At 32.8% G+C, this 25,861-nt stretch carries 23 protein-coding genes; 8 read left to right on the top strand and 15 right to left on the bottom strand.

Going from position 1 to position 25,861, the window contains the following annotated elements:
* Window positions 1–71: 71 nt before the first annotated feature.
* The 3 genes from BN2390_RS02965 to BN2390_RS02955 all read right to left on the bottom strand — a co-directional run bounded on the left by BN2390_RS02965 (window position 72) and on the right by BN2390_RS02955 (window position 3,872).
* Window positions 72–332, bottom strand: a complete 261-nt coding sequence (locus BN2390_RS02965; RefSeq protein WP_053982860.1) for a metal-sensing transcriptional repressor — start codon at window positions 330–332, stop codon at window positions 72–74.
* Between the two features lie 19 nt (window positions 333–351).
* Entirely contained in the window at window positions 352–2,934 is a 2,583-nt protein-coding gene (locus BN2390_RS02960; RefSeq protein ID WP_053982859.1) for a heavy metal translocating P-type ATPase, read from the bottom strand.
* 200 nt (window positions 2,935–3,134) lie between these two features.
* Window positions 3,135–3,872, bottom strand: coding sequence for a tRNA threonylcarbamoyladenosine dehydratase (locus BN2390_RS02955; RefSeq protein WP_053982858.1), 738 nt, complete (start codon window positions 3,870–3,872; stop codon window positions 3,135–3,137).
* A gap of 243 nt (window positions 3,873–4,115) precedes the next feature.
* Here BN2390_RS02955 and BN2390_RS02950 point away from each other — a divergent pair, with 243 nt between their 5' ends.
* Window positions 4,116–5,459: a YjiH family protein gene (locus BN2390_RS02950; RefSeq protein WP_053982857.1), complete on the top strand. Its 1,344-nt coding sequence runs from the start codon at window positions 4,116–4,118 to the stop codon at window positions 5,457–5,459.
* A gap of 47 nt (window positions 5,460–5,506) precedes the next feature.
* Here BN2390_RS02950 and BN2390_RS02945 read toward each other — a convergent pair whose 3' ends face one another.
* The gene (locus BN2390_RS02945) at window positions 5,507–6,667 is read right to left on the bottom strand and encodes a DUF2812 domain-containing protein (protein WP_053982856.1); all 1,161 of its coding nucleotides are present in this window, start codon (window positions 6,665–6,667) and stop codon (window positions 5,507–5,509) included.
* 291 nt (window positions 6,668–6,958) lie between these two features.
* On the opposite strand from BN2390_RS02945, the gene fba reads away from it, so the two are divergent.
* Window positions 6,959–7,822, top strand: a complete 864-nt coding sequence (gene fba / locus BN2390_RS02940; protein ID WP_053982855.1) for a class II fructose-1,6-bisphosphate aldolase — start codon at window positions 6,959–6,961, stop codon at window positions 7,820–7,822.
* A gap of 43 nt (window positions 7,823–7,865) precedes the next feature.
* On the opposite strand, the gene BN2390_RS02935 is transcribed toward fba, so the two are convergent.
* From BN2390_RS02935 to nadD, 6 genes are all read right to left on the bottom strand, one after another.
* Window positions 7,866–8,783 carry a DUF4349 domain-containing protein gene (locus BN2390_RS02935; protein ID WP_053982854.1) on the bottom strand — a complete coding sequence of 306 codons (918 nt, stop codon included), beginning with the start codon at window positions 8,781–8,783 and terminating at the stop codon, window positions 7,866–7,868.
* Between the two features lie 78 nt (window positions 8,784–8,861).
* On the bottom strand, window positions 8,862–9,929 hold the full coding sequence (gene buk, locus BN2390_RS02930; protein ID WP_053982853.1) for a butyrate kinase: 1,068 nt from the start codon (window positions 9,927–9,929) through the stop codon (window positions 8,862–8,864).
* 100 nt (window positions 9,930–10,029) lie between these two features.
* Window positions 10,030–10,647, bottom strand: a complete 618-nt coding sequence (gene udk, locus BN2390_RS02925) for a uridine kinase (RefSeq protein ID WP_053982852.1) — start codon at window positions 10,645–10,647, stop codon at window positions 10,030–10,032.
* A gap of 73 nt (window positions 10,648–10,720) precedes the next feature.
* Window positions 10,721–11,161: a GNAT family N-acetyltransferase gene (locus BN2390_RS02920; RefSeq protein ID WP_053982851.1), complete on the bottom strand. Its 441-nt coding sequence runs from the start codon at window positions 11,159–11,161 to the stop codon at window positions 10,721–10,723.
* 71 nt (window positions 11,162–11,232) lie between these two features.
* Window positions 11,233–11,964 carry an NAD(+) synthase gene (gene nadE / locus BN2390_RS02915; RefSeq protein WP_053982850.1) on the bottom strand — a complete coding sequence of 244 codons (732 nt, stop codon included), beginning with the start codon at window positions 11,962–11,964 and terminating at the stop codon, window positions 11,233–11,235.
* Between the two features lie 106 nt (window positions 11,965–12,070).
* Window positions 12,071–12,703 carry a nicotinate (nicotinamide) nucleotide adenylyltransferase gene (nadD, locus tag BN2390_RS02910; protein ID WP_053982849.1) on the bottom strand — a complete coding sequence of 211 codons (633 nt, stop codon included), beginning with the start codon at window positions 12,701–12,703 and terminating at the stop codon, window positions 12,071–12,073.
* Between the two features lie 179 nt (window positions 12,704–12,882).
* Here nadD and BN2390_RS21890 point away from each other — a divergent pair, with 179 nt between their 5' ends.
* Complete coding sequence (locus BN2390_RS21890) at window positions 12,883–13,035, top strand: hypothetical protein (protein ID WP_198524846.1); 153 nt, start codon at window positions 12,883–12,885, stop codon at window positions 13,033–13,035.
* Window positions 13,036–13,107: 72 nt separating this feature from the next.
* Here BN2390_RS21890 and BN2390_RS02905 read toward each other — a convergent pair whose 3' ends face one another.
* Entirely contained in the window at window positions 13,108–14,217 is a 1,110-nt protein-coding gene (locus BN2390_RS02905) for a C39 family peptidase (protein ID WP_053982848.1), read from the bottom strand.
* Window positions 14,218–14,637: 420 nt separating this feature from the next.
* Between BN2390_RS02905 and BN2390_RS21885 the strand changes: the two genes are divergently transcribed.
* A complete protein-coding gene (locus BN2390_RS21885) occupies window positions 14,638–14,784 on the top strand; it encodes a hypothetical protein (RefSeq protein WP_198524845.1) in 147 nt (48 codons plus the stop codon).
* 119 nt (window positions 14,785–14,903) lie between these two features.
* Entirely contained in the window at window positions 14,904–16,565 is a 1,662-nt protein-coding gene (locus BN2390_RS02900) for a glutamine--tRNA ligase/YqeY domain fusion protein (RefSeq protein ID WP_053982847.1), read from the top strand.
* A gap of 173 nt (window positions 16,566–16,738) precedes the next feature.
* Here BN2390_RS02900 and BN2390_RS02895 read toward each other — a convergent pair whose 3' ends face one another.
* Both BN2390_RS02895 and BN2390_RS02890 read right to left on the bottom strand, forming a co-directional pair.
* Window positions 16,739–18,811 (bottom strand): serine hydrolase domain-containing protein, encoded by a 2,073-nt coding sequence (locus BN2390_RS02895; protein ID WP_053982846.1) that lies wholly within the window; start codon window positions 18,809–18,811, stop codon window positions 16,739–16,741.
* A gap of 191 nt (window positions 18,812–19,002) precedes the next feature.
* Entirely contained in the window at window positions 19,003–20,058 is a 1,056-nt protein-coding gene (locus tag BN2390_RS02890) for a peptidyl-prolyl cis-trans isomerase (protein ID WP_053982845.1), read from the bottom strand.
* A gap of 389 nt (window positions 20,059–20,447) precedes the next feature.
* Between BN2390_RS02890 and BN2390_RS02885 the strand changes: the two genes are divergently transcribed.
* Window positions 20,448–21,014: a TetR/AcrR family transcriptional regulator gene (locus tag BN2390_RS02885; protein WP_053982844.1), complete on the top strand. Its 567-nt coding sequence runs from the start codon at window positions 20,448–20,450 to the stop codon at window positions 21,012–21,014.
* 70 nt (window positions 21,015–21,084) lie between these two features.
* On the top strand, window positions 21,085–21,750 hold the full coding sequence (locus BN2390_RS02880; RefSeq protein WP_053982843.1) for a hypothetical protein: 666 nt from the start codon (window positions 21,085–21,087) through the stop codon (window positions 21,748–21,750).
* A 49-nt stretch (window positions 21,751–21,799) separates the two neighbouring features.
* Here the strand turns inward: BN2390_RS02880 and BN2390_RS02875 are convergent, their stop codons facing one another.
* Window positions 21,800–22,201 (bottom strand): DUF2871 domain-containing protein, encoded by a 402-nt coding sequence (locus BN2390_RS02875; protein WP_053982842.1) that lies wholly within the window; start codon window positions 22,199–22,201, stop codon window positions 21,800–21,802.
* A 165-nt stretch (window positions 22,202–22,366) separates the two neighbouring features.
* On the opposite strand from BN2390_RS02875, the gene BN2390_RS02870 reads away from it, so the two are divergent.
* Entirely contained in the window at window positions 22,367–23,581 is a 1,215-nt protein-coding gene (locus BN2390_RS02870) for a L,D-transpeptidase (protein ID WP_053982841.1), read from the top strand.
* 45 nt (window positions 23,582–23,626) lie between these two features.
* Here the strand turns inward: BN2390_RS02870 and BN2390_RS02865 are convergent, their stop codons facing one another.
* On the bottom strand, window positions 23,627–25,657 hold the full coding sequence (locus BN2390_RS02865; RefSeq protein ID WP_053982840.1) for a YgiQ family radical SAM protein: 2,031 nt from the start codon (window positions 25,655–25,657) through the stop codon (window positions 23,627–23,629).
* Between the last annotated feature and the right edge of the window lie 204 nt (window positions 25,658–25,861).

Raw genomic sequence — 25,861 nt, 5'->3', positions numbered from 1 at the left:
TATAGGTAGATTAGTTTTATGGTATAAAAAAAGATTGAATATAGGCTTCATACCTATATTCAATCTTTATATTACTTCGTTAATTTATCAATAATAGCGAGGACTTCTTCTATCTTTTGTGATTTATTATCCTCTACAGCCTCAACTACACAGTGTTCCATATGTGCTTTGAGTACTTCGCGGTTTGCTTTTTTTAGAAGTGCCTCTACTGCAAGCAATTGATTGGAAACATCTATACAATAGCGATCTTCTTCTATCATTTTAAGAACCCCTTCAATCTGCCCTTTTGCAGTTTTCAGGTATCTGCCTACTTTATCTTTATCTGCTTTCATAGGAATCCCCTATTCTTACTTAATTAATACTTATTACATCATATCCTGCGTTTTCTACTGTTTCTTTAAGCACTGTATCACTTACTTCTTGAGTAAGTTCTACTGTTGCTGTTTTTGTTTCAAGATTTACTGTTGCTGTTACACCTTCAAGTGCATTTAATGCTTTTTCTACTCTTCCTGAACAATGTCCACAGCTCATACCTTCAATAACCATATGTTTTGTCATCTTTTTACTCTCCTCTTTCTCTTCTATTTTAATCATATCACTATTAACTTTACTTGTTAATTGTTGTTGTACATTTTTATTATTTTCTACTACTCTATTAGATGTTTTAGGTTTAAAAAACTTTAATCTAAGTGCATTACTTACAACTGTGACTGAGCTTAAACTCATCGCTGCAGCTGCAAACATAGGATTTAACTTCCATCCTAAAAGTGTATAGAATACACCTGCTGCAAGTGGAATACCTACAACATTATAGAAGAATGCCCAGAATAAGTTTTGTTTAATATTTTTGATTGTAGCACGACTTAAAGATACTGCTGATACTGCATCAAGTAAGTCACTCTTAATAAGAACAATGTCCGCTGATTCAATAGCTACATCAGTTCCTGCACCAATGGCAACCCCTACGTCTGCACGTGCTAATGCCGGTGCATCATTAATACCATCACCAACCATAGCTACAACATGGCCTGCTTCTTGAAGCTTACGTACTTCTTGTTCTTTATCTTGTGGTAATACCTCTGCTATAACTTTTGCTATACCTAACTGTTTTTGGATTGCTTCTGCAGTTCTTCTATTATCTCCAGTGAGCATGATGACTTCAATACCCATTTCCTGCATCTGTGTAATGGCTTCTTTACTTGTTGGCTTAATTGTATCTGCTACTGCAATAATACCCATTATTCCTTTTTCATCTGCAAAGTAAAGAGGTGTTTTTCCGTCCTCAGCTAATTGAATTGCCTTTGCTTCAAAAGCTTCCATAGTAATGCCTTGCTCTTTCATAAGCTTAGCATTTCCTATATATAATTTTTTATTTTCTACGACAACTTCTAGCCCTTGACCTACTAAAGCCTTAAAGTTAGTTGCTTGCTTTAATGTTAAGTTACGTTCATTTGCTTCTAAAACAATAGCCTCTGCTAAAGGATGTTCAGATTGTTTTTCTGCTGATGCTGCAAAGATTAAGAATTCTTGTTCATCAAGTCCTTGTCTTACAATAATATCTGTTACACGAGGTTTCCCCTCTGTAATCGTTCCTGTTTTATCTAAAACAATACGGTCTACTTTGTGTAAGGTTTCAAGTGCCTCTGCTGATTTAATCAGAATGCCATTTTCTGCACCTTTACCTGTAGCAACCATGATAGCTGTTGGTGTTGCAAGCCCTAATGCACATGGGCAAGAAATAACTAATACAGAAATACCAATAGACAGTGCAAACTCAAATGGTGCTCCAAGGAATAACCATACAATCGTTGCCACTATAGCTATACCTATAACTACTGGTACGAATACACTACTGATTTGATCTGCTAATTTTGCGATTGGTGCTTTTGAACCACTTGCATCTTCTACTAACTTAATAATTTGTGATAAGGTCGTATCACTTCCAACATGAACAGCCTTAAACTTAAATGTTCCCGTCTTATTCATGCTTGCACCAATAACTTTATCACCTGCTTGCTTCTCAACAGGAATACTTTCTCCTGTAAGCATTGATTCATCTACTGATGAAGTCCCTTCTACAATAACACCATCTACAGGAATACTTTGACCTGGTTTCACAAGGATAATATCACCTACTACTACCTGCTCAATAGCAACTTCTATCTCTTGCCCATCCCTTATCACGATTGCTGTTTTAGGTGCTAAGTCCATAAGCTTTTTAATAGCTTCAGACGTTTTCCCTTTTGCACGTGTTTCTAAGAACTTACCTAATGTTATAAGTGCTAGAATGACAGCTGCTGATTCAAAATAGAGGTCCATGGAATATTGCATTACTAGCTCCATATCTCCATGCCCTAATCCATAACTCATTTTATAAATTGCAAAGACGCCATAGATAAGTGCTGCAGCTGAACCTATTGCGATTAATGTATCCATATTAGAAGCACCTTTAATAAGTGCTCTAAAACCTACCTTATAGTACTTACTATTTACAATGACAACTGGTAATGCCAGTAAGAATTGTGTAAATGCAAAACTTAAGGCATTCTCATTCCCATGGAAAGCTTCTAAAAATGGCCATCCCATCATGTGTCCCATCGAAATATAGAATAAAGGTATTGCAAATATGAAAGAAATAATAAGACGTCTCTTCATATCTTTGATTTCTTCTTGCACAGGATCTACTTGATTTATTTTACTCTTTGCTATTTGATTATTGTTTTGTTCTAATTCTGCGCTATATCCACCACTTTCAACGGCAGCAATAATAGCTTCAGGATTTAATTTATCTACATCATAGCTAACTTGCATCGTGTTATTAAACAAATTAACGTTTACTTTATTAACACCCTCTAGCTTGCCTACACTCTTCTCAACATGAGCGACACAAGCCGAACAGGTCATACCATTTACTTTAAATTTTTGATCTTTCATCTTTCCACCTACCCTCCCCCTCCTGGGGGGTTATTTTAAAGTTAGTGTAATTTGTTTTTTTTCTTTTGTCAACTACTCTTTTCATCTCTCCTATAAATTAGTCTGTCCTCAAAAAGGCTTTTCATTCTTCTGCTTATAAACCTACTTAGCAAAAAAAGGACACTGATTTTAATATCAGTGTCCTCGTAATTTTTATCTAATTATTTTTTATAACCTATAAGTTCTTTAATTACTTCACCTGCAATAATCAACCCTGATACAGATGGTACAAAAGCTACAGATGCAGGGATTTGTCTTCTTGTCCATGTACCTGGTTCTGGCGCTTCACCTGTTGGTTCTGGTTGTGTTGGTTTGAGTGCTGGTTCTTTAGAATATACAACTTTAAGTTTCTTTACCCTACGTTTTTTAAGCTCATGACGCATAACTTTTGCTAATGGGCACACACTTGTTTTATAGATATCTGTTACTTCTAATTGTGTTGGATCTAATTTGTTCGCTGCACCCATAGCACTAATGATTGGAATATTCTTTTCTTTACATCTTACAATAAGATCAATTTTAGAAGTTACCATATCAATAGCATCTACAACATAATCATAGTCTTCATTTAATAGACTTTCTGCTGTTTCTGCATTATAGAGTGCTTCATAAGTTGTCACATTGGCTTCTGGATTAATAAGAAGCACACGTTCTTTCATAACTTCAACTTTTGGTTTACCTACTGTTTCTACCGTAGCATGGATTTGTCTATTAATATTAGATACACAAACAGTATCACTATCAATAAGCACTAAATTACCTACACCTGTTCTAGCAAGTGCTTCAACTGTATAAGAGCCTACTCCTCCTACACCAAAAACAGCTACTTTACTATTTTTTAATTTTTCTAATGCCTCTGTACCAAGTAGCATTTCTGTTCTTTGGAAAGCATGTAGCATACTTTTATCTCCTTTATCCAAACCTATTTAATAGGTTATCTTTGTTATTATTAATTCTTTCTTATTATAGCAAGAACTTACTTCTAGCACTAGGTAGTAATTCTACTTTTATGAAGGTTACATAAGTTACTTATTTTTATGCATGTTTATGTAAATTCATTATTGCATTTTTATTAGTATTAATTTATAATGATACAAGATAATACTTAACATAACAAATTTAAATATAGAGGGGAAATCATTATGAAAACGTATAAGACTAGTTCAATCATAAAGTTCATTATCCCATCATTAATTGGGATATTCTTATTTATGATTCCTTTTTCAGTCGATGGGGGAATTACAATTCCTGTAGCTATTCTATCTAAATGGTTGCAAGGACAACTCGCTAGTTTATTACCTGCTATCCTATTAGGGATTACTATTGTAACAGGTATTGGAACTATTGTAACAAAATGTATAAAACCTAAATTTATTATGGAAAATAAATTTTTAAATACTCTCTTTAATGTAACACCTGTATGGGTAGTTATTCGTCTTTTAAGTGTTGTATTCTTAACTTGTGCAGTATTTGAAGTTGGGCCAGAAATGATCTATGGAGAATTAACAGGAGGACTTATTCTTAACGATTTACTTCCTATTCTCTTTACAATCTTCCTTTTTGCAGGATTATTTCTTCCACTTTTACTTAACTTCGGATTACTTGAATTTGTAGGTTCATTACTTGTTAAAGTTATGCGCCCAGTGTTCAAATTACCAGGACGTTCAGCAATTGACTGTATTGCGTCTTGGCTTGGAGATGGTACTATCGGCGTTCTTCTTACAAGTAAACAATACGAAGAAGGCTTCTATACAGAAAGAGAAGCTTGCGTTATCGGAACAACATTCTCTCTTGTTTCTATTACATTTACACTTGTTATTGCAGAAACAGTAGGGCTTAGCCATATGTTCATTCCATTTTATTTAACAGTAACACTTGCAAGTATCGTAGCTGCAATCGTAGTACCTAAGTTTGGACCTCTTGCTAAGAAAAAAGATGTTCTTGTAAATGGTACAAAACCTAATATGCAAGAAACACTTCCACAAGGTCATAATGCTTTTACTTTTGGATTTAAAAATGCTATTGATAAAGCTGAGCATCAAAGTATCACAACTTGTATCTTTAAAGATGGTGTTAAAAATGTAATTGATATGTGGTTTGCAGTTATTCCAATTGTTATGGGTGTTGGGACAATCACACTGATTATTGCAGAATACACACCATTCTTCAAAATCATTGGATTACCATTCTATCCAGTACTTGCATTACTTGGTATTCCTGAAGCTATGGCAGCTTCTAGTACACTTATGGCTGGTTTTGCAGATATGCTCCTACCTTCCATTTTAGCTGGTGACATTGCTTCTGATATGACACGTTTTGTAGTTGCTTGTACATCTGTATCACAGCTTATCTACTTATCAGAAGTTGGGGCACTTTTACTCGGATCAAAGATTCCAGTAAACTTAAAAGAACTCTTCATTATCTTTATCCAAAGAACTTTAGTAACGCTTCCAGTAATTGCACTTGTAGCACACTTATTATTCTAAATAATTAAGGGCCGTAAAGTACGGTCCTTTTTCTATGTCTATTCTTATTATTGATAGCAGTCTAATGTCTGTATTACTTGTTCTATAACTTCTTCCTTATCTCCATTCCCACGATAATATAATTCCATAACCACTTTACCCTTTACAGCTATTATCTCTATACCATTCCATATTTCATGTATGTAAAGGCTATCTAAACCTTTATCCTCCATTGCTTCCATCTCACGATAACCTCTTGTGATTCTACGCTTTAACAAACTATTAGTAAAAGGCTTTACCATGCTCTTAAAGTTTATTTCATAAATGGTTTGATTGATAAAAGGTTCATCCACTTTAAGCTTTGAATTTTCTACTTTACCAGTCTCCCTCATTTCATATTGCGTGCTTAAAAATAAATTACTTTTCTTTTCATAACTATTCTTCCAATCAATGTCTTCTTTATTTTCCTGGTGCATTCTACTAAAAGTACTATCTGTTTCTAAAGAGGCTAAGCTCACAATAGGTATATCAATAAATTCTATAGAGTGTTTCATATACCCATCATCTTCACTTAAAATACTTATAAAGGTAAGTATAAATATGATTATTGTTATCCATGAAGTAACGACTCGTATAAGATTATCTTTATGTATTTTTTCATATTCTTGATTATTAATTTGTTTAACTTTCCCCTCTAATCTTAACTTTAAAGCTTTTAACCCCCTAAATTCCTTAATCTTTTGAGGTAATAATATAATATAGGTAATAAACAATATAATATAGGCTGTCAAACTACCTGTTAGTAGCTTATATACGAGCCCCTGCCCAATACTAAAACTGAACATAACAGCCCATACAACTAATAAAAGCAGTGTCATAATTCCATCTATTTTACATGCATTTAAAAGGCCTTCTACTTTTTGTATTTCTTTTTTATGGTCATATTCTAACCATACCTTTGCCTGTTCTTCTTCTGAAACATACAAACAAAATTTATTGGGTGTATGAACCTTGTTCCATCCATCTGTTTCCTTATATTCTTTTTCTATGGATTCTTCATCTAACATAATTTTATAGATAAGTCGCTTAGGTTGTATTCGCTTTAACTTTATCCAAGTTTCCCCTAACTTTACAACTTCTAGCCCCTCTAATGCCAAATCCGATAACCATTTTTCAAATTCTGTGGTTTGCCAATACATATACGGCACAATCTTATAGGTATATTCCATTGATCCTTCCCCCATTTTATACATTGATTACTATCCCTATTCTTACCTTAATTATACTACTTCTGTATAATTATCAAACTATTTAATTATTATAAATTATATCTTATTGATATTTCTTATATAATTTAACTATTAAATCTCTATTTTCACTTCCATTTTTAGTATATTAAAATTGTTGGTTTATATTTTCACAACTTGACATTTGGGGTATAATAAGAAAAGGCAAGGAAAAATCGATAGAATTTATCATTTTTCTCCAAATAGAATTCCATTATACGGAGGTTTTATATCATGTTAGTTTCTGCAAAAGAAATGCTTACTAAAGCTCGTGCTGGTAAATACGCTGTAGGTCAATTCAACATCAACAACTTAGAATGGACAAAAGCAGTATTATTAACAGCTCAAGAAAATAACTCACCAGTTATCTTAGGTGTATCAGAAGGTGCTGGTAAATACATGGGTGGTTACAAAACTATCGTTGGTATGGTAAACGGTTTAATCGAAGAATTAAACATTACTGTTCCAGTTGCTCTTCACTTAGATCACGGTAGCTACGAAGGAGCTAAAGCTGCTATGGCTGCTGGTTTCTCTTCAATCATGTTCGATGGTTCACACTACGCTATCGAAGAAAACATTGCTAAAACTACTGAATTAGTTGGTTTAACTTCAGAAAAAGGTCTTTCTTTAGAAGCTGAAGTTGGTTCAATCGGTGGAGAAGAAGATGGTGTTGTTGGTGCTGGTGAAATCGCTGATGCTAACGAATGTAAAGCTATTGCTGACTTAGGTGTAACAATGCTTGCTGCTGGTATCGGTAATATCCATGGTCAATACCCAGAGAACTGGAAAGGTTTAGCATTTGATGCATTAGCAGATATCGCTGCTGCTACAGGTGATATGCCTTTAGTATTACATGGTGGTACAGGTATTCCTGAAGAAATGATCAAAAAAGCTATCTCTTTAGGCGTAGCTAAAATCAACGTTAACACAGAATGTCAATTATCATTCGCTGAAGCTACACGTAAATATATCGAAGCTGGTAAAGACTTACAAGGTAAAGGATTTGACCCTCGTAAACTTTTAGGACCAGGTTTCGAAGCTATCAAAGCTACAGTTAAAGAAAAAATGGAATTATTCGGTTCTGTAAACCAAGCTTAATTCTTTTTATAAAAAAGGTGCCACTATGATAGTGGCACCTTTTTTATTTATCATTATCTGTATGATTTTGTTTGTTTCTTTTGCTTCGTATGATCTTTATTACAATGACTATAATTGGTATAAGTATGATAAGAAATGGTAGGCTTCCTACAATAACTACGCATAAATTTTGCAAAAGATCTACCAAGCCTTGTACAGACCTCATAAATGTGTTTTTAATGCGTTCTCCAAAAGTATCTTCTTTTATAGGTTCCACATAAACATCTGCTTCATCAATATAAATTTCTATTGTTGAATAGTCAATCAAGCTATCATACTTTTTAAGTGTACCTTTAAGAGATTCTATTTCATAAGTTACATTAGCTAACTCCTTTTCTATCTTGAATAACTTATCTAAGTCTCCTGCTTGTTTAAGTAATTCTTTAAGTCGTTCTGCTTGTATCTCTAATGTTTCTAATCTAATTTCTGTATCCATGTATTTATCTGTAACATCTTCACCTTCGATACTCTTTGATGTTACATTTCCAAATTGCTCACTCTCATTCATAAATTGATCAAATTCAATATTAGGAATTCGGATACTTAAATAAGCAGACCTCCTACTATATGTATCATATAGGTCATTCCCTCCTATAGAGCAATTTTGAATGAATCCACCTATATTATTTACCTTATCCATGACTTGTTGTACTGTTACATCAAATGTCTTAGTCTGTAAATTAATTATTCCTGTTTTTATGACTTTTCTATTAAGCTTATTGCTTGTATCAAACTGTATATTACTATTTCCTGTTGTACTATTTAAAGTATCCATAGTTGACTCTTGCTTTATTTCTTCTGTAGCAATTTCTGAAGTGGCTTTGTCTGTATTAGATATGTATGATGCTGACGAACAACCATTTAATAGCAAGCTTATTCCTAATAATACTATTCCTAATAGATATTTTTTCTTTTGAAACATAAAAATCCCCCCTTATCTATACTCAATCATGACACACTTGTCTGAATATTTCAAGATAAGGAGGGATTTATATTTATTTTATAATGTTTTTGCTGCTTCTTCGCCTCTTAATACACGTAATGCACCTTCAGCTAAAGCTAACATTTCTTCTTCACCTGGAATAATAATAACTTCTCCAATGAAATCAATACGTTCTTTAAGAAGACGTATAAATTGTTTTGAGTAAGCTACACCACCTGTAATAACAATAGCATCTACTTTTCCTCTAAGAACTGTAGCCATTGCACCTACATTCTTAGAAATTTGATAAGCCATTGCTTCATAAAGCATTTTTGCTTCTTCATTTCCTTGTTCCATCATATCTTGAACGTCTCTAACATCACTTGTTCCAAGGTATGCAGTAAGTCCTGCACGTTGAGAAACAAATTCTTTAAATTCTTGTGCTGATTTATACTCTCCTGAGAAACATAAATCAATTACTGATTCCACTGGAATTGAACCTGCACGTGTTGGTGCAAGAGGTCCATCACCATCAATAACGTTATTCACATCTACTACTTTACCAAGCTCATGAGCACCAATACTAATACCGCCACCAATGTGTACTACAATAAAGTTGCTTTCATCGTAACGTTTATTAAGTTGTTTTGCTGCACGTCTTGCTACTGCTTTTTGGTTAAGAGCATGGAATTTACTCTTTCTTCTAACACCTGGAATACCTGTTACTTTTGCAATAGGTGCCATTTCATCTACTGTTACTGGGTCTGTAATGTATGATGGAATATTAAGTTCTTTAGCCATATTATATCCAATAATACCTGCTAAGTTAGAAGCATGTACTACATCTGTAGATAATCTTGTAAATAAAGCTTCATCAATTGCATACGTACCACTTGGAATAGGTCCAATAAGACCACCTCTACAAGAAATAGCATTTAAATCTGTTAATTTGATTCCTTTTTCTTCAAGAAAACTTTCAATTTTTTCTTTACGATACTCATATTGATCAAGTAATGTAGCATAGGCATTAAGTTCTTCTGCTGGATGTCTTAATACTTGTTCAAATACTAACTCATTATTTTTAAATAAGGATACTTTTGTTGAAGTTGATCCTGGGTTAATAGTTAAAATATTATAGTTATTCATAGTAATGGCTCTCCTCAAAGTCACATTCTAGTCTATTTATAGTATTTAAAATTATATTAAGTTTTGGTGTAGCTTACTGTTGTTATATTATTTAACTTCTTTAGCGGTTAACAAAAGTACGAATTCTTTCTAAAAGCATTTCTAATGCTACAGAATTAAATCCACCTTCTGGTATAATAACATCTGCTCTTTTTTTACTAGGGTCTACAAATTGTTCATGCATTGGCTTAACAGTATTTAAGTATTGGCTTACTACAGAATCAATGTCTCTTCCTCTGTCTTTTACGTCTCTAATTACTCTACGTAAAATACGTACATCTGCATCTGTATCTACAAATACTTTAATATCACAAAGGTCACAAAGTTCTTTGTTCTCAAAGATTAAAATTCCTTCTACGATAATAACTTTAGCAGGTTTTACTTCTACACATTCTTCAAGTCTTGTGTGCTCCACAAATGAGTACACTGGATGATGAATAATTTCTCCATCTTTAAGCCTTTGAATATGTTCAATCATTAAATCAGTATCAAAAGCATCTGGGTGGTCATAATTTAATTTGACACGTTCTTCAAATGGTAAATTTGAATTTGATTTATAGTAATAATCATGGCAAAGCATTACAACATCATCACCAAAAGCCTCTTTTATTTTATTTGCTAAAGTAGTTTTACCTGAACCTGTGCCTCCAGCCATACCAATTACAATTATATGTTCCATAGTTTCCTCCACTCAATAGTTATAACTTTTTTCATCTATCATAACATATGTCATGTTCAGTTTCTACATTATGTTATTTCCATTTCATCTTTCTATGCTCAATTCCTTCTTCTAAGTAAGGCTCTGATATGACTTCAAATCCTAAACTTTCATAAAATGGAAGGATATAACTTTGTGCGGAAATCTTGATTTGATTATCCCTATTCTCTTCTTTAACAAATTCCATTGCTCTTTTCATCATTTCTCTTGCGAGACCTTGATTTCTATAGTTTTTATGTATACATACACGTCCTATAGAATGCTCATCATAAGCTACTCCGGCATCTAGTATACGGCAATACGCAACAACATTATCAGCATCATATAAAAAGACATGTGAAGCTTTCTTATCCCTATCATCTAAATCTTCATAAGAACACCCTTGTTCTCCTATAAATACCTCTAATCTTAACTTAATTACATCATATATTTCTTCTGGAGTAAGCTTATCAAATCTTTTGATTTGCCATGTCATCTTTATTCTTCTCTCCTTTTAATAACTATATCCCTCTTGGGTAGTTAGCAAGAGGGATGCTTGAGTTATACCTATTCTTCAGTATACCCTCTATAAATATATGGCATTTCACGTTTATGTTGGGTATTTCGGTGAGTTCTTTCAATAATTGCAAGTGACTCTTTATCCGTTGTCCCTGTTTTAATGTATTCTTCTATTGCTTTATAGGTTACACCCATCTCTTTTTCATCTGTTTGTCCTTCCCAAAGGCCTGCGGATGGTGCTTTTGTTAGGATTGGTTCTGGAACACCTAGTTCACGTCCTAGTTCTAACACTTCTTGCATTGTTAAATCACCTAGAGGATTAAAGTCATAGCCTCCATCGCCCCACTTAGTGAAATACCCCATCACCATTTCGCTTAAATTATCTGTTCCAATAACAAGATAGTTTAATGATTGAGCTACTGCATATAAAGTTGTCATACGAATACGTGGTTTAATATTAGCAGCTGCTAAGTCACTAATTTCTTGCTCTTGTTGTATTGTTTCTTTTAATGTATTAAAGGTACTTGCAATATTTACTTCAAGTAGTTTAATACCAAATGCATCTGCTACAAGGCGAGCATGTTCCATATCTGTAGATAAAGAATTACAAGGCATAGTAACTCCTACTACATTCTCTTTTCCCAAAGCACGTACACAAAGTGCAGTTACTGTAGCCGAATCTTTTCCACCACTTTCTCCAACTACAACACCTTTACATCCAGAGGCTTTGACATGCTCACGAATCCAATTTAATCTGTGTTCTAATCTCTTTTCATCCATTTACTGTCATTCCTTTCTTCAAGTATTGCAAATTATGTTCTTTTCATAATAAAAGCTAGTGTAAATCCATATTTCTTTCAAAATCATTATATCATAGTATATCATTTTACCCAATTTTATTATGTGAGGTCTCTACAACTGTATAGAGTCCTTTTTCCTTGATATAAAAATAAATTTCATCGGGTAACATATAACGTATGCTTTTTCCCTCTCTTAATTTATTTCGAAGCAACGTGGCACTAGAATCACTATGAATACTATCTTTTACTTTAATCAACCTATCTTTGTGTTTCTTTAATATTTCATCTTGCATAACAATCGTATTAAAATCATCTTGATCTCGCTCTAATACTAAACACTTAAACCTTTCTAAAATTTCTTGGTACCCTGGCCAAGAAGTTAGTACCTTTAAATTGTCTGTTCCTAATGTTAACCAGATTTCATGATCTTCATAAGCTTCTTGAAGACCTCTTAAAGTTTCAATACTATTGAGTAATACGGGTGAATCTATTTCTATGGTTGATACTTTAAAATGTGAATTACGTTTGCATACTAAATTAAGCATCTCAACTCTATAATGAGCACTTAGTAAGTCCTTTTTAGGATATAAATCTGATACTGGTACAAACATAATGCAATCTACTTCTTCAAAGTTACAGTAAATTTGCTCTGCTAAGGAAAAGTGTGAATTAGTAGGCGGATTAAAAGAACCTCCAAAAGCAACTATCACTTGTTTCATTCTTTAACCTCTTACTATATTTTATATTTTCTCTCATTCTTATTTTACTATGTGTAAGTGTGTCTTATTTCATTCTCTAAATAATCGCTTATCTAATATTTCCAGTATATAAAGAGCTTTAGTAATCCATCCTAATAGTAGTTAGAATTTAAATATGTTTATTAAAGGAGATTTTCAACATGCCTAAAGATAGTCAAATAGACAATAAACAAAAACGTATGGAAAAATGTAATTATCAAACTCCTCTTACAGCAGAAAATCAAAACCATAATCGTAATGCAAAAAAACATTCTATTCCTCGTGAAGGCTTCCAAAGTCAACATATTAATTAGTTTCTCTAATTAATAAAAGCCATCTACAATGAGTATAAACAATAACCTCATTGTAGATGGCTTTTTATTTAATTAATCTATTACTTTAATAGGCATACTATAAAAATTTTCTACCCATTCTTTATTTATATAGGTAATACCATCAATCATCTTATAGACCATATCTACTCTTTTACCTTCCATATTATAAGTCACTAGGTCCTTATCCGTAGGCTGTAGTTTTAATTGACTATGATAATTTATCTGTTCTATTTTTGGTATTGCTTGATTGATACTCTTATCTACTTGAATAGATTTAAAAAGTTGTGGATCAATATTCTTTGCTTTTACATCTATAACTACTGAATATGTTTTTTCATCATAAGAAACACCTGTAGAAGGGAAAACATTAGGTAACATTCTTGCCTGTATCCAAGTACCTTGTTCATCTACTGTAATAAAGTTTATATATGTAATATTTTCAATTAGAGCATTTTGCTTCTTAAGAACCTCAACCTTTGGAAGTGCTTTACTAGGTTTAATAGCTATCGCTTGTTTGCCCATATCAGACCATCTATTAATAACAATTTCCTTTTTATATTGCCTTTGCTTACCAACGTAAGGATCGTTAAGATAGATGTATTCATCATCGTACCCTATAGCCACCATTGCATGTTCTGGTGTTTTCCATTCTATTGTTTTACCTTCTAATGTAGTCCAATAGTTTTTTTTCTCATCTACATTCAGCATAGCTATGGTAGTCCAGAGCATAACTGGTTTCCCCTCATCTAATGCCTTATATATTTGGCTAAAGTCCCCACCACTTAAATCTTCTGCTCTACCTGGTAAGTATTTTTCTATTATAGGAAGAATAGCATCTTTATAAACACCAAATCCATTTTTACTAAATGGATCTCCTATAAATCCTTTATTCGGATCTCCTCCGTATAACTTTCCGTTACTTGTATAGGGTATTGGAACCTTTACAACTTCTTTAGCCACTTGTTGTTTAGAAACTTTAACTCCATTATATTGCAGTAGCATAGTCAATGCTGTTAACTCACATCCTGTTGGTAGTTCTGGATGTTGATTAATAATGGGTACTCCCTGAATCATAACTTTTTGACTTGCAAATAATCTCGGACTAATAAGAATAGTAACTAGTAAAATGTATGCTATATATATTCTTTTGTTTGCTTTCATTATACTAACCCCTTTACATTTTCTCCCAACTAAATTCCAATACCTCTATTATACTTAAATTAAACATTTTTGCAATAAATGATAATAGGTATAAAAAAAGTGAAGCAATTGGTTTATACCATCTGCTTCACCTTAAAGGGAGAGTACAATTAGCTTATTTTTCTTATGGTTTTTTTCATAACTCTTTTAATATCTCTAACCATTTCTTTCATTGCTGAACGTGTATTAGCCATCATTCAATCCCTCCTTAAATGAATACCTTGTTACATTCTTATTATTAGTAGTTTTTTTATATTTATTATAGCTTATTACTTCCTTAATCGGATTAAATTAACACTTTTATTTCAATCAATCTGCATAATCTTGTCCAAAGCTTAATATATTTAACTATAATCTTGTTTTATATTAGGGGGATAAAAAATGGCAAAAACAAAACGTGGCCCTTGGGCTAAAAAAGAAAAAAATTGGCGAGGTACTTGTCCACTCTGTAATAGACCACGTGTTAAACTCATGTGGGAAAAAAATAAAACTAAAGTTTGTAAGCAATGTGCAGCTAAAAAAGATTAAATTCTTCATAAATTTTTCATTTCAAAGGGCTTTAGCCCTTTATTTTTTTGGTCGATTGGATTAAAATAGAGGTAATATATAGAAATGAATTCTTTTTGAAGATTAGAGAGGTACTTCTTATGTCAAATGAAATAAATTCATCTAACTTTGTTAAAAACATTGTTATTGATGATCTTAACAGTGGAAAACATAAAGAAATTATTACACGTTTCCCACCTGAACCAAATGGCTACCTTCATATTGGACATGCCAAATCAATCTGCCTTAACTTTGGTTTAGGTGACGAATTTAATGGAAAAACAAACCTTCGTTTTGATGATACAAACCCTGTAAAAGAGGATACAGAGTACGTTGAATCTATCAAAGAAGACGTAAAATGGCTTGGCTTTGATTGGGACAACCTTTACTTTGCATCTGATTACTTTGATATTATGTATGCTAAAGCCATCCTTCTTATTAAAAAGGGGCTAGCATATGTATGTGACCTTACACCAGAAGAAATGCGTGAATATCGTGGTACACTTAGCCAACCTGGTAAACCAAGCCCATATAGAGACCGTACTGTAGAAGAAAACTTAGACCTTCTTGAACGTATGAAAAATGGTGAATTCCCAGATGGTTCTAAAGTGCTTCGTGCGAAAATTGATATGGCTTCTCCAAATATCAACTTCCGTGACCCTATTATCTACCGTATTGCACATTCTACTCACCACAATACAGGTGATAAATGGTGTATCTATCCAATGTATGACTTTGCTCATCCATTAGAAGATGCTATTGAAGGCATTACACACTCTATTTGTACATTAGAGTTTGAAGACCATAGACCTCTCTATGATTGGTTTGTTCGTGAATGTGAGATGGAAAGCACTCCTCGCCAAATCGAGTTTGCACGTCTTAACATGACAAACACAGTTATGAGTAAACGTAAACTTAAACAACTTGTAGACGAGCATGTAGTTGATGGTTGGGACGACCCTCGTATGCCTACTATTGCTGGTCTTAGAAGACGTGGTTACACACCTGAAGCTATTCGTACATTCTGTCGTGAAATTGGTGTTTCTAAAGCAGATTCTACTGTAGATAGCCAAATGTTAGATTACTTCCTTCGTGAAGACCTTCTTCCAAAGGCACCTCTTCTTATGGCAGTTATGAAACCACTTAAACTTGTTATTACTAACTATCCTGAAGGACAAGTAGAAATGCTTGAAATCGAAAACAATGCTAAAGATGAGACTATGGGTACACGTCTTGTGCCATTCTCTCGTGAAATTTACATTGAACAAGAAGATTTCATGGAAGAACCGGCAAAAAAATACTTCCGTCTCTACCCTGGTAATGAAGTTCGCCTTAAAGGTGCTTACTTTGTTAAATGTACAGATGTTATCAAAGATGAAAACGGTAATGTTACAGAAATCCACTGTACTTATGACCCTGAAACAAAGAGTGGTTCTGGCTTTACAGGGCGTAAAGTTAAAGCTACTATCCATTGGGTTAATGCAAATGATGCAGTACCATGTGAGTTTAGATTATTTGAGCCACTTATTTTAGATGACCTACCAGAAAACGAAGGTAAACACTTCTTAGAACAAATCAATCCAAATTCTCTTGAAATTGTTCAAGGATTCATTGAATCAACTGGTAGTAAAGACATTAAACCTTTAGATAAATTCCAATTCGTACGTCATGGTTTCTTCAATGTAGATAATAAATATACTACACCTGATCACCTTGTATTCAACCGTATCGTACCACTTAAAAGTTCTTTTAAACTCGGTTAACGTTTCCTTTCCATTTTATAGAGGAGTGTGGCACTATGTGTTACACTCCTTATTTAATTCTCTTTTTAATTAGAGTTAAGTGAAGCACTTCTAAGGACTTCACTTAAGAACTTAGTAGGAAACATTAAAAGAACACTACATGTTTATGTAGTGTTCTTTTATAAATTAAATCTTTATTTTAATTTGTAACTAAATTGTGCACCTGCTTCTCCTACAAATCCAATCATTCCGCCTTCTGGTAAAACAACGTTATTACTTTTTGTAAGATAAGTATTTTCTACATTCAAACCATTTTTATCATAAACCATAATTGCACTTTCTTCTGGTACTTCCACTACAATGGTTTTTCCTGCTAATGTACTTGGTATCTTAAACCATCTTGTGTATCCTTCTTCACCAATTGTACAAATGGCTTCTTTAGCATTTGCTAAATCTTTAATTGCATCTATTGGCATATATATACCACCTTGTAGGTTCATATATTCTATACCCTCTTTTTCATACATAGAGATATCACCTAAATCACGCCCGCCACCACTTGGAAGTTGAACCACTGCTTGTGCCTCATTTTCACTAATGATTTTATTATTACTTACATAGCCCGGTAATTCATTTGTCATAGTTAACATTCCCACTGGAGCATTTAAGTAAACTTGGCTTGAATATTTTTCATTAAGAAGGTAATAAGGCTTACCTACTCTATTTTTCCATGCATCCTCTATTTTTTGATCAACACTTATAGCTTCAACCTTTTCTAGTTGATACTCTGACACAGGTATGCTACCAAGCCCTGGAATAGTTTGTATACCTTCTACATATAAATAATCTTTTCCATTTTCTTCTGTTACAACGCTAACTCTTACACCTGTTTCTTTACTTACAAAATCCCCATCGGTTGTATAAACAAAGCTTTGTACTGGAACAGTCATATTATAACAAATAAGATTTAATACACCTTCGGAAGTAATCTCTACTCCATATACACCCATGCTATTGATATATATGTTATTTTGTTGTATAAGCTCTTGTGGCATTTCTACTTGCTCAGGTACCTCTACTGTAGGTGTTGGCTTAATTTCATCAATAATACCTTTTGCCTTAAGTTGTTCTAACAATATATCAGTTGCTAAAAACTGATTATAGGTACTTGCTCCACCTGATGATACAACTGCTGCTGCCATATTATACTCTGGTAGCACAATTAAGCTTGCATGATACAATAAGGTATCCCCACCTTTTACAAGCGCTTTAATGCCATATTCGTTAAATGGGTATGTATTTACATTATCCCATCCTAACCCAAATGCTAATCCAGTATTTTCTGCCTCAGCCCAGATACCTTTTTCAGCTTCATTTACTTCCATTGCATCTAAAGATACATCTAATAAGCTTTTTTCACTATCTCTCATAAATAGATTAGAGAACTTACAAAGATCTTCTGCTGTTGAATAAATACCACCAGTCCCAATAACATTAGCACAATCCCTAGGTGTTAATCCACCTGTCGTTGCTGTATATGTTCTTGCAAATTGTTCATCATTCACTTCATCTTGAGATGTTTTAGTATTGTCTAATTCCATTGGCGTTGTTATATATGTATGTAGAAAACTTGTAAAGTCCATATTACTTACGCGTTCTACTATTATTTCTGCTAAGGTAAACCCATCATTACAATAAGTTGAATACTCTCCTGGATTAGCCTTTAAACGTTGTGTAGATAATTGTTTTAATAAATTATCATGTGCCTCTGTGTCAAAATCATCAAGTAAAAATGCATTATTAAAAGTAGATCCCATTAAACCTGATGAATGATTAAGTAACATTCTAACTGTAATTTCTTTATAACGTTCATCTTTCATTTTAAATTCCGGAATATATGTTGTAACTGATTTATCTAGGTCTACTTTACCTTCTTCAACTAATTTCATAACAGCTGCTGTAGTGAACATTTTACTTGTAGAGCCTATACCATACATAGTATTTTGATCTAATGTCCCTGTTTCAGTTTTACTATATACACCTTCTACGCCTGATAGGACAATATCACCATTATCTATCAAAGCATACTGTAAACTGGTAGTCCCTAACATAGTCGTTTGTATTTTAGCCTTAGCTTGTGCAATCTGTTCTAGAGTATTTGTATTCTCTTGTTTGATTGCTACTACCTCCTGGGCTTGAATTGGCTGTACTGGCATTACTTGTGCTGCAAGCAATACTGCTAAACTTAATAACCACTTCTTTTTCATATAAATCCCCTCATTTTCTTATACTATCTTCTAATTATATCTCTTATCCTTATCATAATTCATTTATCTATTGTTTACCATATTTAGCTTCTGACTTATACACTTTTCCCTTTGAAATGTCGTTTTCAGCTTTCTAATTCTTATAATAAATAAAAAATGAGGCCGTTCTAAACGACCCCATTTTTACTTTACTAATTTAATTTATCTTCAAAAATTTCTATAGTAGCTTTTTCTCTAATACCTTTAAGATATTCTTCAAATACACCATATTGCTTGTCTTGTAAAACAGTTTGTTCTGCCGCTGCTTTTACATCCTCAAATGGTGTTACAACTGGCTCACTTTGTACATCTGTAACTTTAATAAGGTGGTAACCAAATTGTGTTTTTACTGGTGCTGATACTTCTCCTTCTTTAAGGCCTTTAGCTCCTGCTAAGAAGTCTGCATCATATTGTTGTGAGTCATAAGGAATGTAGCCTAAGCTTCCACCTTGGTCTTTTGTTCCATCAGTTCCATATGTTGAAGCAAGTTCTTCGAATGTTTTACCTTCTTCATATTCTTTTTTAACTTGTTTGGCTTCATCTTCTGTTGCAACTAAGATGTGAGCCATATTTGCTCCAGCCGCTTTTGTATATTTTGCAATGTTGTCATCATAATAAGCTTTAACTTCATCTTCATTAGTAGTTACATCTTTTGTAACTAATTCCATTGTTTGAGCAATAATTAAGCTTTCTTTAATGAATTGGGAGTAAGTTTCTGGTGTTAAACCTTGTTGTGCTAATGCTGTTTCATATGCTTCATCTGTTGTAATACCATTAGCTTGTTTAACTTGCTCAATTTGTTCTTTTATTTCTTCATCTGTAACATTAATGCCATTTTCACCTGCTTGTTGAACAACTAATTTAGACTCAATTAAGTAATCTAAAATAAGTTTTTGTTGTTCTTTATAGTAAGCCATAGCATCTTCATTTTCTTTGAAGTTTTCTCCAAATTGCATCATAAGAAGTTGCTCAAGGTATACAAGCTCAGAATTTAAATCAGCAAGAGAGATTGTCTCACCATTAACATCAGCAACAACAATTTTTTCTTGTTCCGCTTTTTCTTTATCTGTTTCTTCTTGAGTTTTTTCTTGTGCTGCTGCATTTGTTGTATCTTCATTTGATTTTGCTTCTGCTTGGCTACATCCTACAGCTGCTACAGTGATTGCTGCTAATCCTAAGATTGCAACGAGTTTCTTAAATTTTTTCATCTTGATTCTCCCTACGTATTTTTAATTATTCTTATTATAACTTAAAAATCTTAACAACATTTAAATAAAATATATATACTTTATGATGATACTATCTATGATACTTGTTTTTTTCTAATTATGCTATACTATTTTAACAATAAATAAAAACTGTTTCAATCAAAACATGGCTCCTACTCCTTGTTTAGTTGAAACAGTTTTTGTTATGTGCTTATTGTATGTGCTCTCTTAGTATGTCATTTATTAACCTTATTCTATTCATTTATTCTCTTAAGCTAATTTAATAAACTAGAGCTGAATTTATATTTCTTAAATCTATACAAAAGCTATTGACTATAGCGTATTAATATTTTATTATATGAACATAGTTCATTTAGAGAGGTGAAAATATGTCACGTACTATTAATAACCCAAGGGAATTAATTTTGTCTACCTCTTCTAATATCGCACACGAAGAAGGGCTATCTGCTGTTAATATGCGTCGAGTGGCCAAAGAATGTGATATTGCATTAGGTACGATTTATAATTATTTTCCAAATAAGATGGATCTCATCGTTGCTATTATTGAAGATTTTTGGAATAATTGTTTTAAAGAGTTTCACCATGCTTATGATCCTAATCTAGACTTTTTTAAACAGCTTGAAGTTCTTTATTTCTATATGTTTAATTATCTAGAACAATTTAGAAGTTCTTGGTTAAAAGAATTAGCTAATCTTACTGATCTAAATAAACAGTATGGAAAGGAACGAGAACTTGCTTATATGAGGCATTTTTTACAAGTTTTTGAGGAACTTTTAGAAACACATCGCCTACAATTTGAACCTAATATTTATGAATCCTTAGGCAAACATCAAATTGTAGACTTTATTCTCTCGAATTTTTTAATAATGCTTAAAAAACGTCAACGTGACTATCAATACTTTGATCTTATTTTAAAAAAACTTTTACTGCCTTAATCATATCTTTTATAGATATGATTTTTTCAGCCATCTAAATGAACATCGTTCAAAACAAGGAGGATTTTTTATGCAAGCTATTATGGAAACATTATTTGATGTGGTTTATTTATCAACAGTTATTATTTTGGGACTACAAATGATTTTAAAAGGGAAAAATACATATGTAAAATTATTTGGTTATATGTCTGTCTTACTTGGATTTGGTGATGCATTCCATCTCATTCCTAGAGCATACGGCCTACTTACTATAGGTCTTGAGGCTAATGCTACTGCCCTTGGAATTGGTAAGTTTATTACTTCTATCACAATGACTATCTTCTACGTTGTACTTTATAAGATCTGGCAAGTACGATTTAATAAGACAAAAGAAGAAACTAAAGTTCTTACTACCAGTATTTATACTTTAGCACTCATTCGTATTATTCTTTGTTTCTTCCCTGCTAATGATTGGCTTAACTATAATGCTCCTATCTCTTGGGGTATCTATCGTAATATTCCTTTTGCTATCATGGGAATTATTATGATTGTTATTATGTATCAAGAAGCTCGTAAACATCAAGATAAAGACTATATCTACATGGCTATCGCAGTATTTCTTTCATTCTTCTTCTATGTTCCAGTTGTTCTTTGGGGCACAACTATTAGAATCGTAGGTATGCTTATGATTCCTAAAACATTAGCTTATGTATGGATTGTATTAATTGGATATAAAGACTTTAGACGTAGTAAATAACTACCTAAAGAAAGAGGTGTTGCATGAATGCAACACCTCTTTTCTATTATTAATTATCTTTAATTGCTTTTCCTAATAAAATCATAAACCAAATTAAAGCACCACCCATAAGAGCATGTGCAAGCCCAGCCATATGGCTTAGTCCAGCCATATCTAGCCCTTTAACTTCTAAAATACCTCTTACTAGCATAGTTACAATAACTGCTACGAATGAAATATTATAGAATATAAACCATACTTTACTTTGTTTTAGCCCATTTATATTGAAGTTTTTTTCAAGTAATAATACAATCATAAAAAAGATAAATCCTAATACGATTACATGAGTATGTAAACCTCTTAATACAGTTTGCCCTTCAAATCCTAGCATTTTAGTAAATTCTCTATAGAATACACCTAAACCTAATCCTAAAACCAGATAAATAAACGCTGTATTATAATACTTTTTCATTTTCCACCTCTAATTTAATAATAATTATTATTTTTTACCAAGATATATTATATCATTATTTATACAAAATACTAGTGTAAAATAAACGTAATATTACAATGCGTATAATTAAACTTCTCCTTCAATATATATAATATCAATTCTATTTCTGTAAAGAGGTGTCCTATGAAAAAAGTTAGTGTCATTCTGTTATTTTGTTTTTTCTTAACAACTCCTTTATTTGCTGCTAATATAATGTCTACTAATCCATTGGGTAAGCTCTCACAATCCAATGTTGAATTAGATTTTAATGGTGAAAAAGTTTCTACCTATACAGCATTTAAATCTGATTATGTCCCTGTTTCTTCATTACGCTCTATAGGATTTCCCATTGATTATGATATCACCTCTGGTAAAGTCGTTATCAATAGTCCTTCTCTAATTTCTTCACCTACTTCCCAAGCTCTTTCCTTTAAAAATAACTCTTTTGCTCTTTATGAATCCGACGTATGGATTGGCGATTTTAAAACCCATGCTATTGTATCCGAAGATAATGTTCTTATTCCTATAGGTGCTCTACGCCAGCTTTATCATATAGATATTACTGATACTACTTACCACATGACCCCAAAAGAACCTCTACATATTATTGCTAACTCTAATACTATTACCAACAATCTTCCCACACCTATCACTGTATCCCTCATTGATTTATATTGGGATAATGGTTTTATTATGCAACCTAGTAACTATGACCTCTCTCCTCTAGAAACACGTTCTCGTACAATGAATGTATTACATGATAATAAAAAGTATATTACTACTATTATTAAGCAAGCTACTGGTCGAGAACTCAATTATAATAATGGAAGTATGTTTGGCCAAACAAATGACTTACTCTTTGACTATTATACTAAGCTAAAATATTTAGATTTATCTTCTTTGGGTGATCCTATTGATTTTGATACATTGATATGGGCTGAATCTACCATAAATTCTAAGAATATGTCTAGTAAGACTAAGTACCTCGTTTGGACCAATATAGATTTACAACGAACATTTATTTTTGAAGGTAGTACTGGAAATTGGAAGTTAAAAAAATACTTCCTCTGCTCAACGGGCAAGAGTTCTTCTCCAACACCAAAAGGATCTTATGAACTCACTCGAAAAGTTCCTTACTTTGGCGTTGAAAAAGGATATCGTTGTAAGAATGCATTCGGTTTTATAGGTACAACTTATCTCTATCATTCTGTAATGTTTGATAAAACAGGTTCTTATCTTCTTCAAGGTAAAGGTGAACTTGGAGCACGTGCCTCTGCTGGTTGCATACGTCTCTCTGTTGAAAATAGTGAATGGTTCTATAGTAATATGTTAAGTGGTACTAAGGTATTTATAGATTAATAAAAAAGCTCACATTAAATGTGAGCTTTTTTATTTCTATTAAATTTAGCGTTTTTTAGACGGTCTACTTGAAGTTTTACTACTACTTCTATTCGTATTGGTATTTACTGTTTTACCTTTTTGATGACCTTGTGATTTACCACTTGTTTGTTTTCTTGAACCACTATTATTTCTTAATGATTTTTGGCCTCTATTATTGCCTTGAGCTTGACCTCTACCATCATTTCTTCCTTGTCCTTGACCTTGTCCTTTGCCATGCCCACCTCTACCAAAGCGGTCTTCGCGTGGTCTAATTAAACATTTTGGCCCATATCCAATAAGATCTAATCTTTCTGCTTTAACAAGTGCCGCATATACGATATCGTACTTCTTAGGATTGCTAAATTGAAGGAGTGCACGTTGCATTGCTTTTTCTTCTTTAGTACGTGGAATATATACCTCTTCCATTGTCATAGGATCTAATCCTGTATAGAACATAGTGGTTGAAAGTGTCCCTGGTGTAGGATAAAAATCTTGTACTTGTTCTGGTTGGTAATGGATATCTCTTAGATATTCTGCAAGTTCAATAGCTGTATCTAATGTACTACCTGGATGACTAGACATAAGGTATGGAATAATATATTGTTTTTTACCAAGTTGTTCATTAATCTTGAAGAACTTTTCTCTAAAACGGTCATAAGTTTTACCTGCTGGTTTACCCATGTATTTTAGAACTTTGGCTGAAATGTGCTCTGGCGCAACTTTAAGCTGTCCACTTACATGATGCTCAATAAGTTCTCTAAAGAATGTGTCATCCTTATCTGCCATAATGTAGTCATAGCGTAATCCTGAACGTACAAATACTTTTTTAACCTTAGGAATTTCACGCATTTTTCTAAGTACGCCTAAATATTCTTTATGATCTACATCCATGTTCTTACATAAAGTTGGAGCTAAGCATTCTTTATGCTTACATACACCAGCCTTAAGTTGCTTTGAACAAGCTGGTCCCCTAAAGTTAGCTGTAGGACCACCTACGTCATGAATATATCCTTTGAAGTCTGGTAAGTTTGTCATTTCTTCAGCTTCTTGTAAAATAGATTCTTCACTTCTACTTTGTACAATACGTCCTTGGTGGAATGTTAAGGCACAGAAATGGCAACTTCCAAAACATCCTCTAGAACTTACAATACTAAACTTAACTTCTTCTATAGCTGGAATACCACCATCTTTTTCATAAATTGGATGATAAGTCTTCATATAAGGTAAAGCATATACTTTGTCCAGTTCTTCTCTTGTTAAAGGCATTGCTGGTTTATTTTGTACTAAGTACTTATTGCCATGTTGTTGAATGATTGTTTTACCTGTAATAGGGTCTTGTTCTTGATACTGTACTTTAAAGGCTTGTGCATACTTAATCTTATCTTCACTAACTTCTTTAAAAGAAGGAATCTCTACATAATCATACACATATTCTTTATCATCTACTAAGAAACATGTCCCATTAATAAAGGAAATATATTTTGCACGTAAGCCATCATTTAAAGCATTAGCTACTTCAACAATTTGGTTTTCACTCATACCATAAACAAGTAAATCAGCTCCACTATCTACTAAAATAGATTTACGTACGCTATTACTCCAGTAATCATAATGTGCAAAACGTCTAAGGCTCGCCTCAATACCACCAATTACAATATCTACATCTCTATAAGCTTCTCTAATCTTATTACAATATACTATTGTAGAACGGTCTGGTCTAAGCCCCATTTTCCCACCTGGTGAATAAAGATCCTTATCTCTCATCCTCTTAGAAACAGAGTAATGATTAACCATAGGATCCATATTTCCACCATTAACTAGGAAAGCAAGTCTTGGCTTCCCAAGCTTCATAAAATCATCTGTTGTTTTCCAATCTGGTTGAGCAATAATCCCAACCTTATAACCTGCTGACTCTAACACACGAGATATAATAGCTGTTCCAAAACTATGATGATCTACATAAGCATCTGCTGTTACAAGTACAAAGTCACATTGATCCCAACCACGCTCTATCATATCTTCTTTAGATATTGGCAAAAAGTTTTTTTCGCTCATAAAGTTTATATTTCCTCTCTATCATTATGTTCTGCTGAACATATTCATTGTTTATATTTTAAATTGTTACTCTCATACTCAATTTAGTAGCATCCAAACTCCTAATATTACTAAATCTATATATAGCTTACTATTACTATATAATAGACTACCTTGTATCATAACATTTTTTCATTAAAAAAGGAACTTGATTAAGTTCCTTTC

Source organism: Niameybacter massiliensis, from assembly GCF_001282685.1.
GTDB classification, from domain to species: domain Bacteria; phylum Bacillota; class Clostridia; order Lachnospirales; family Cellulosilyticaceae; genus Holtiella; species Holtiella tumoricola.
This window is presented reverse-complemented; position numbering and strand designations above follow the sequence as displayed.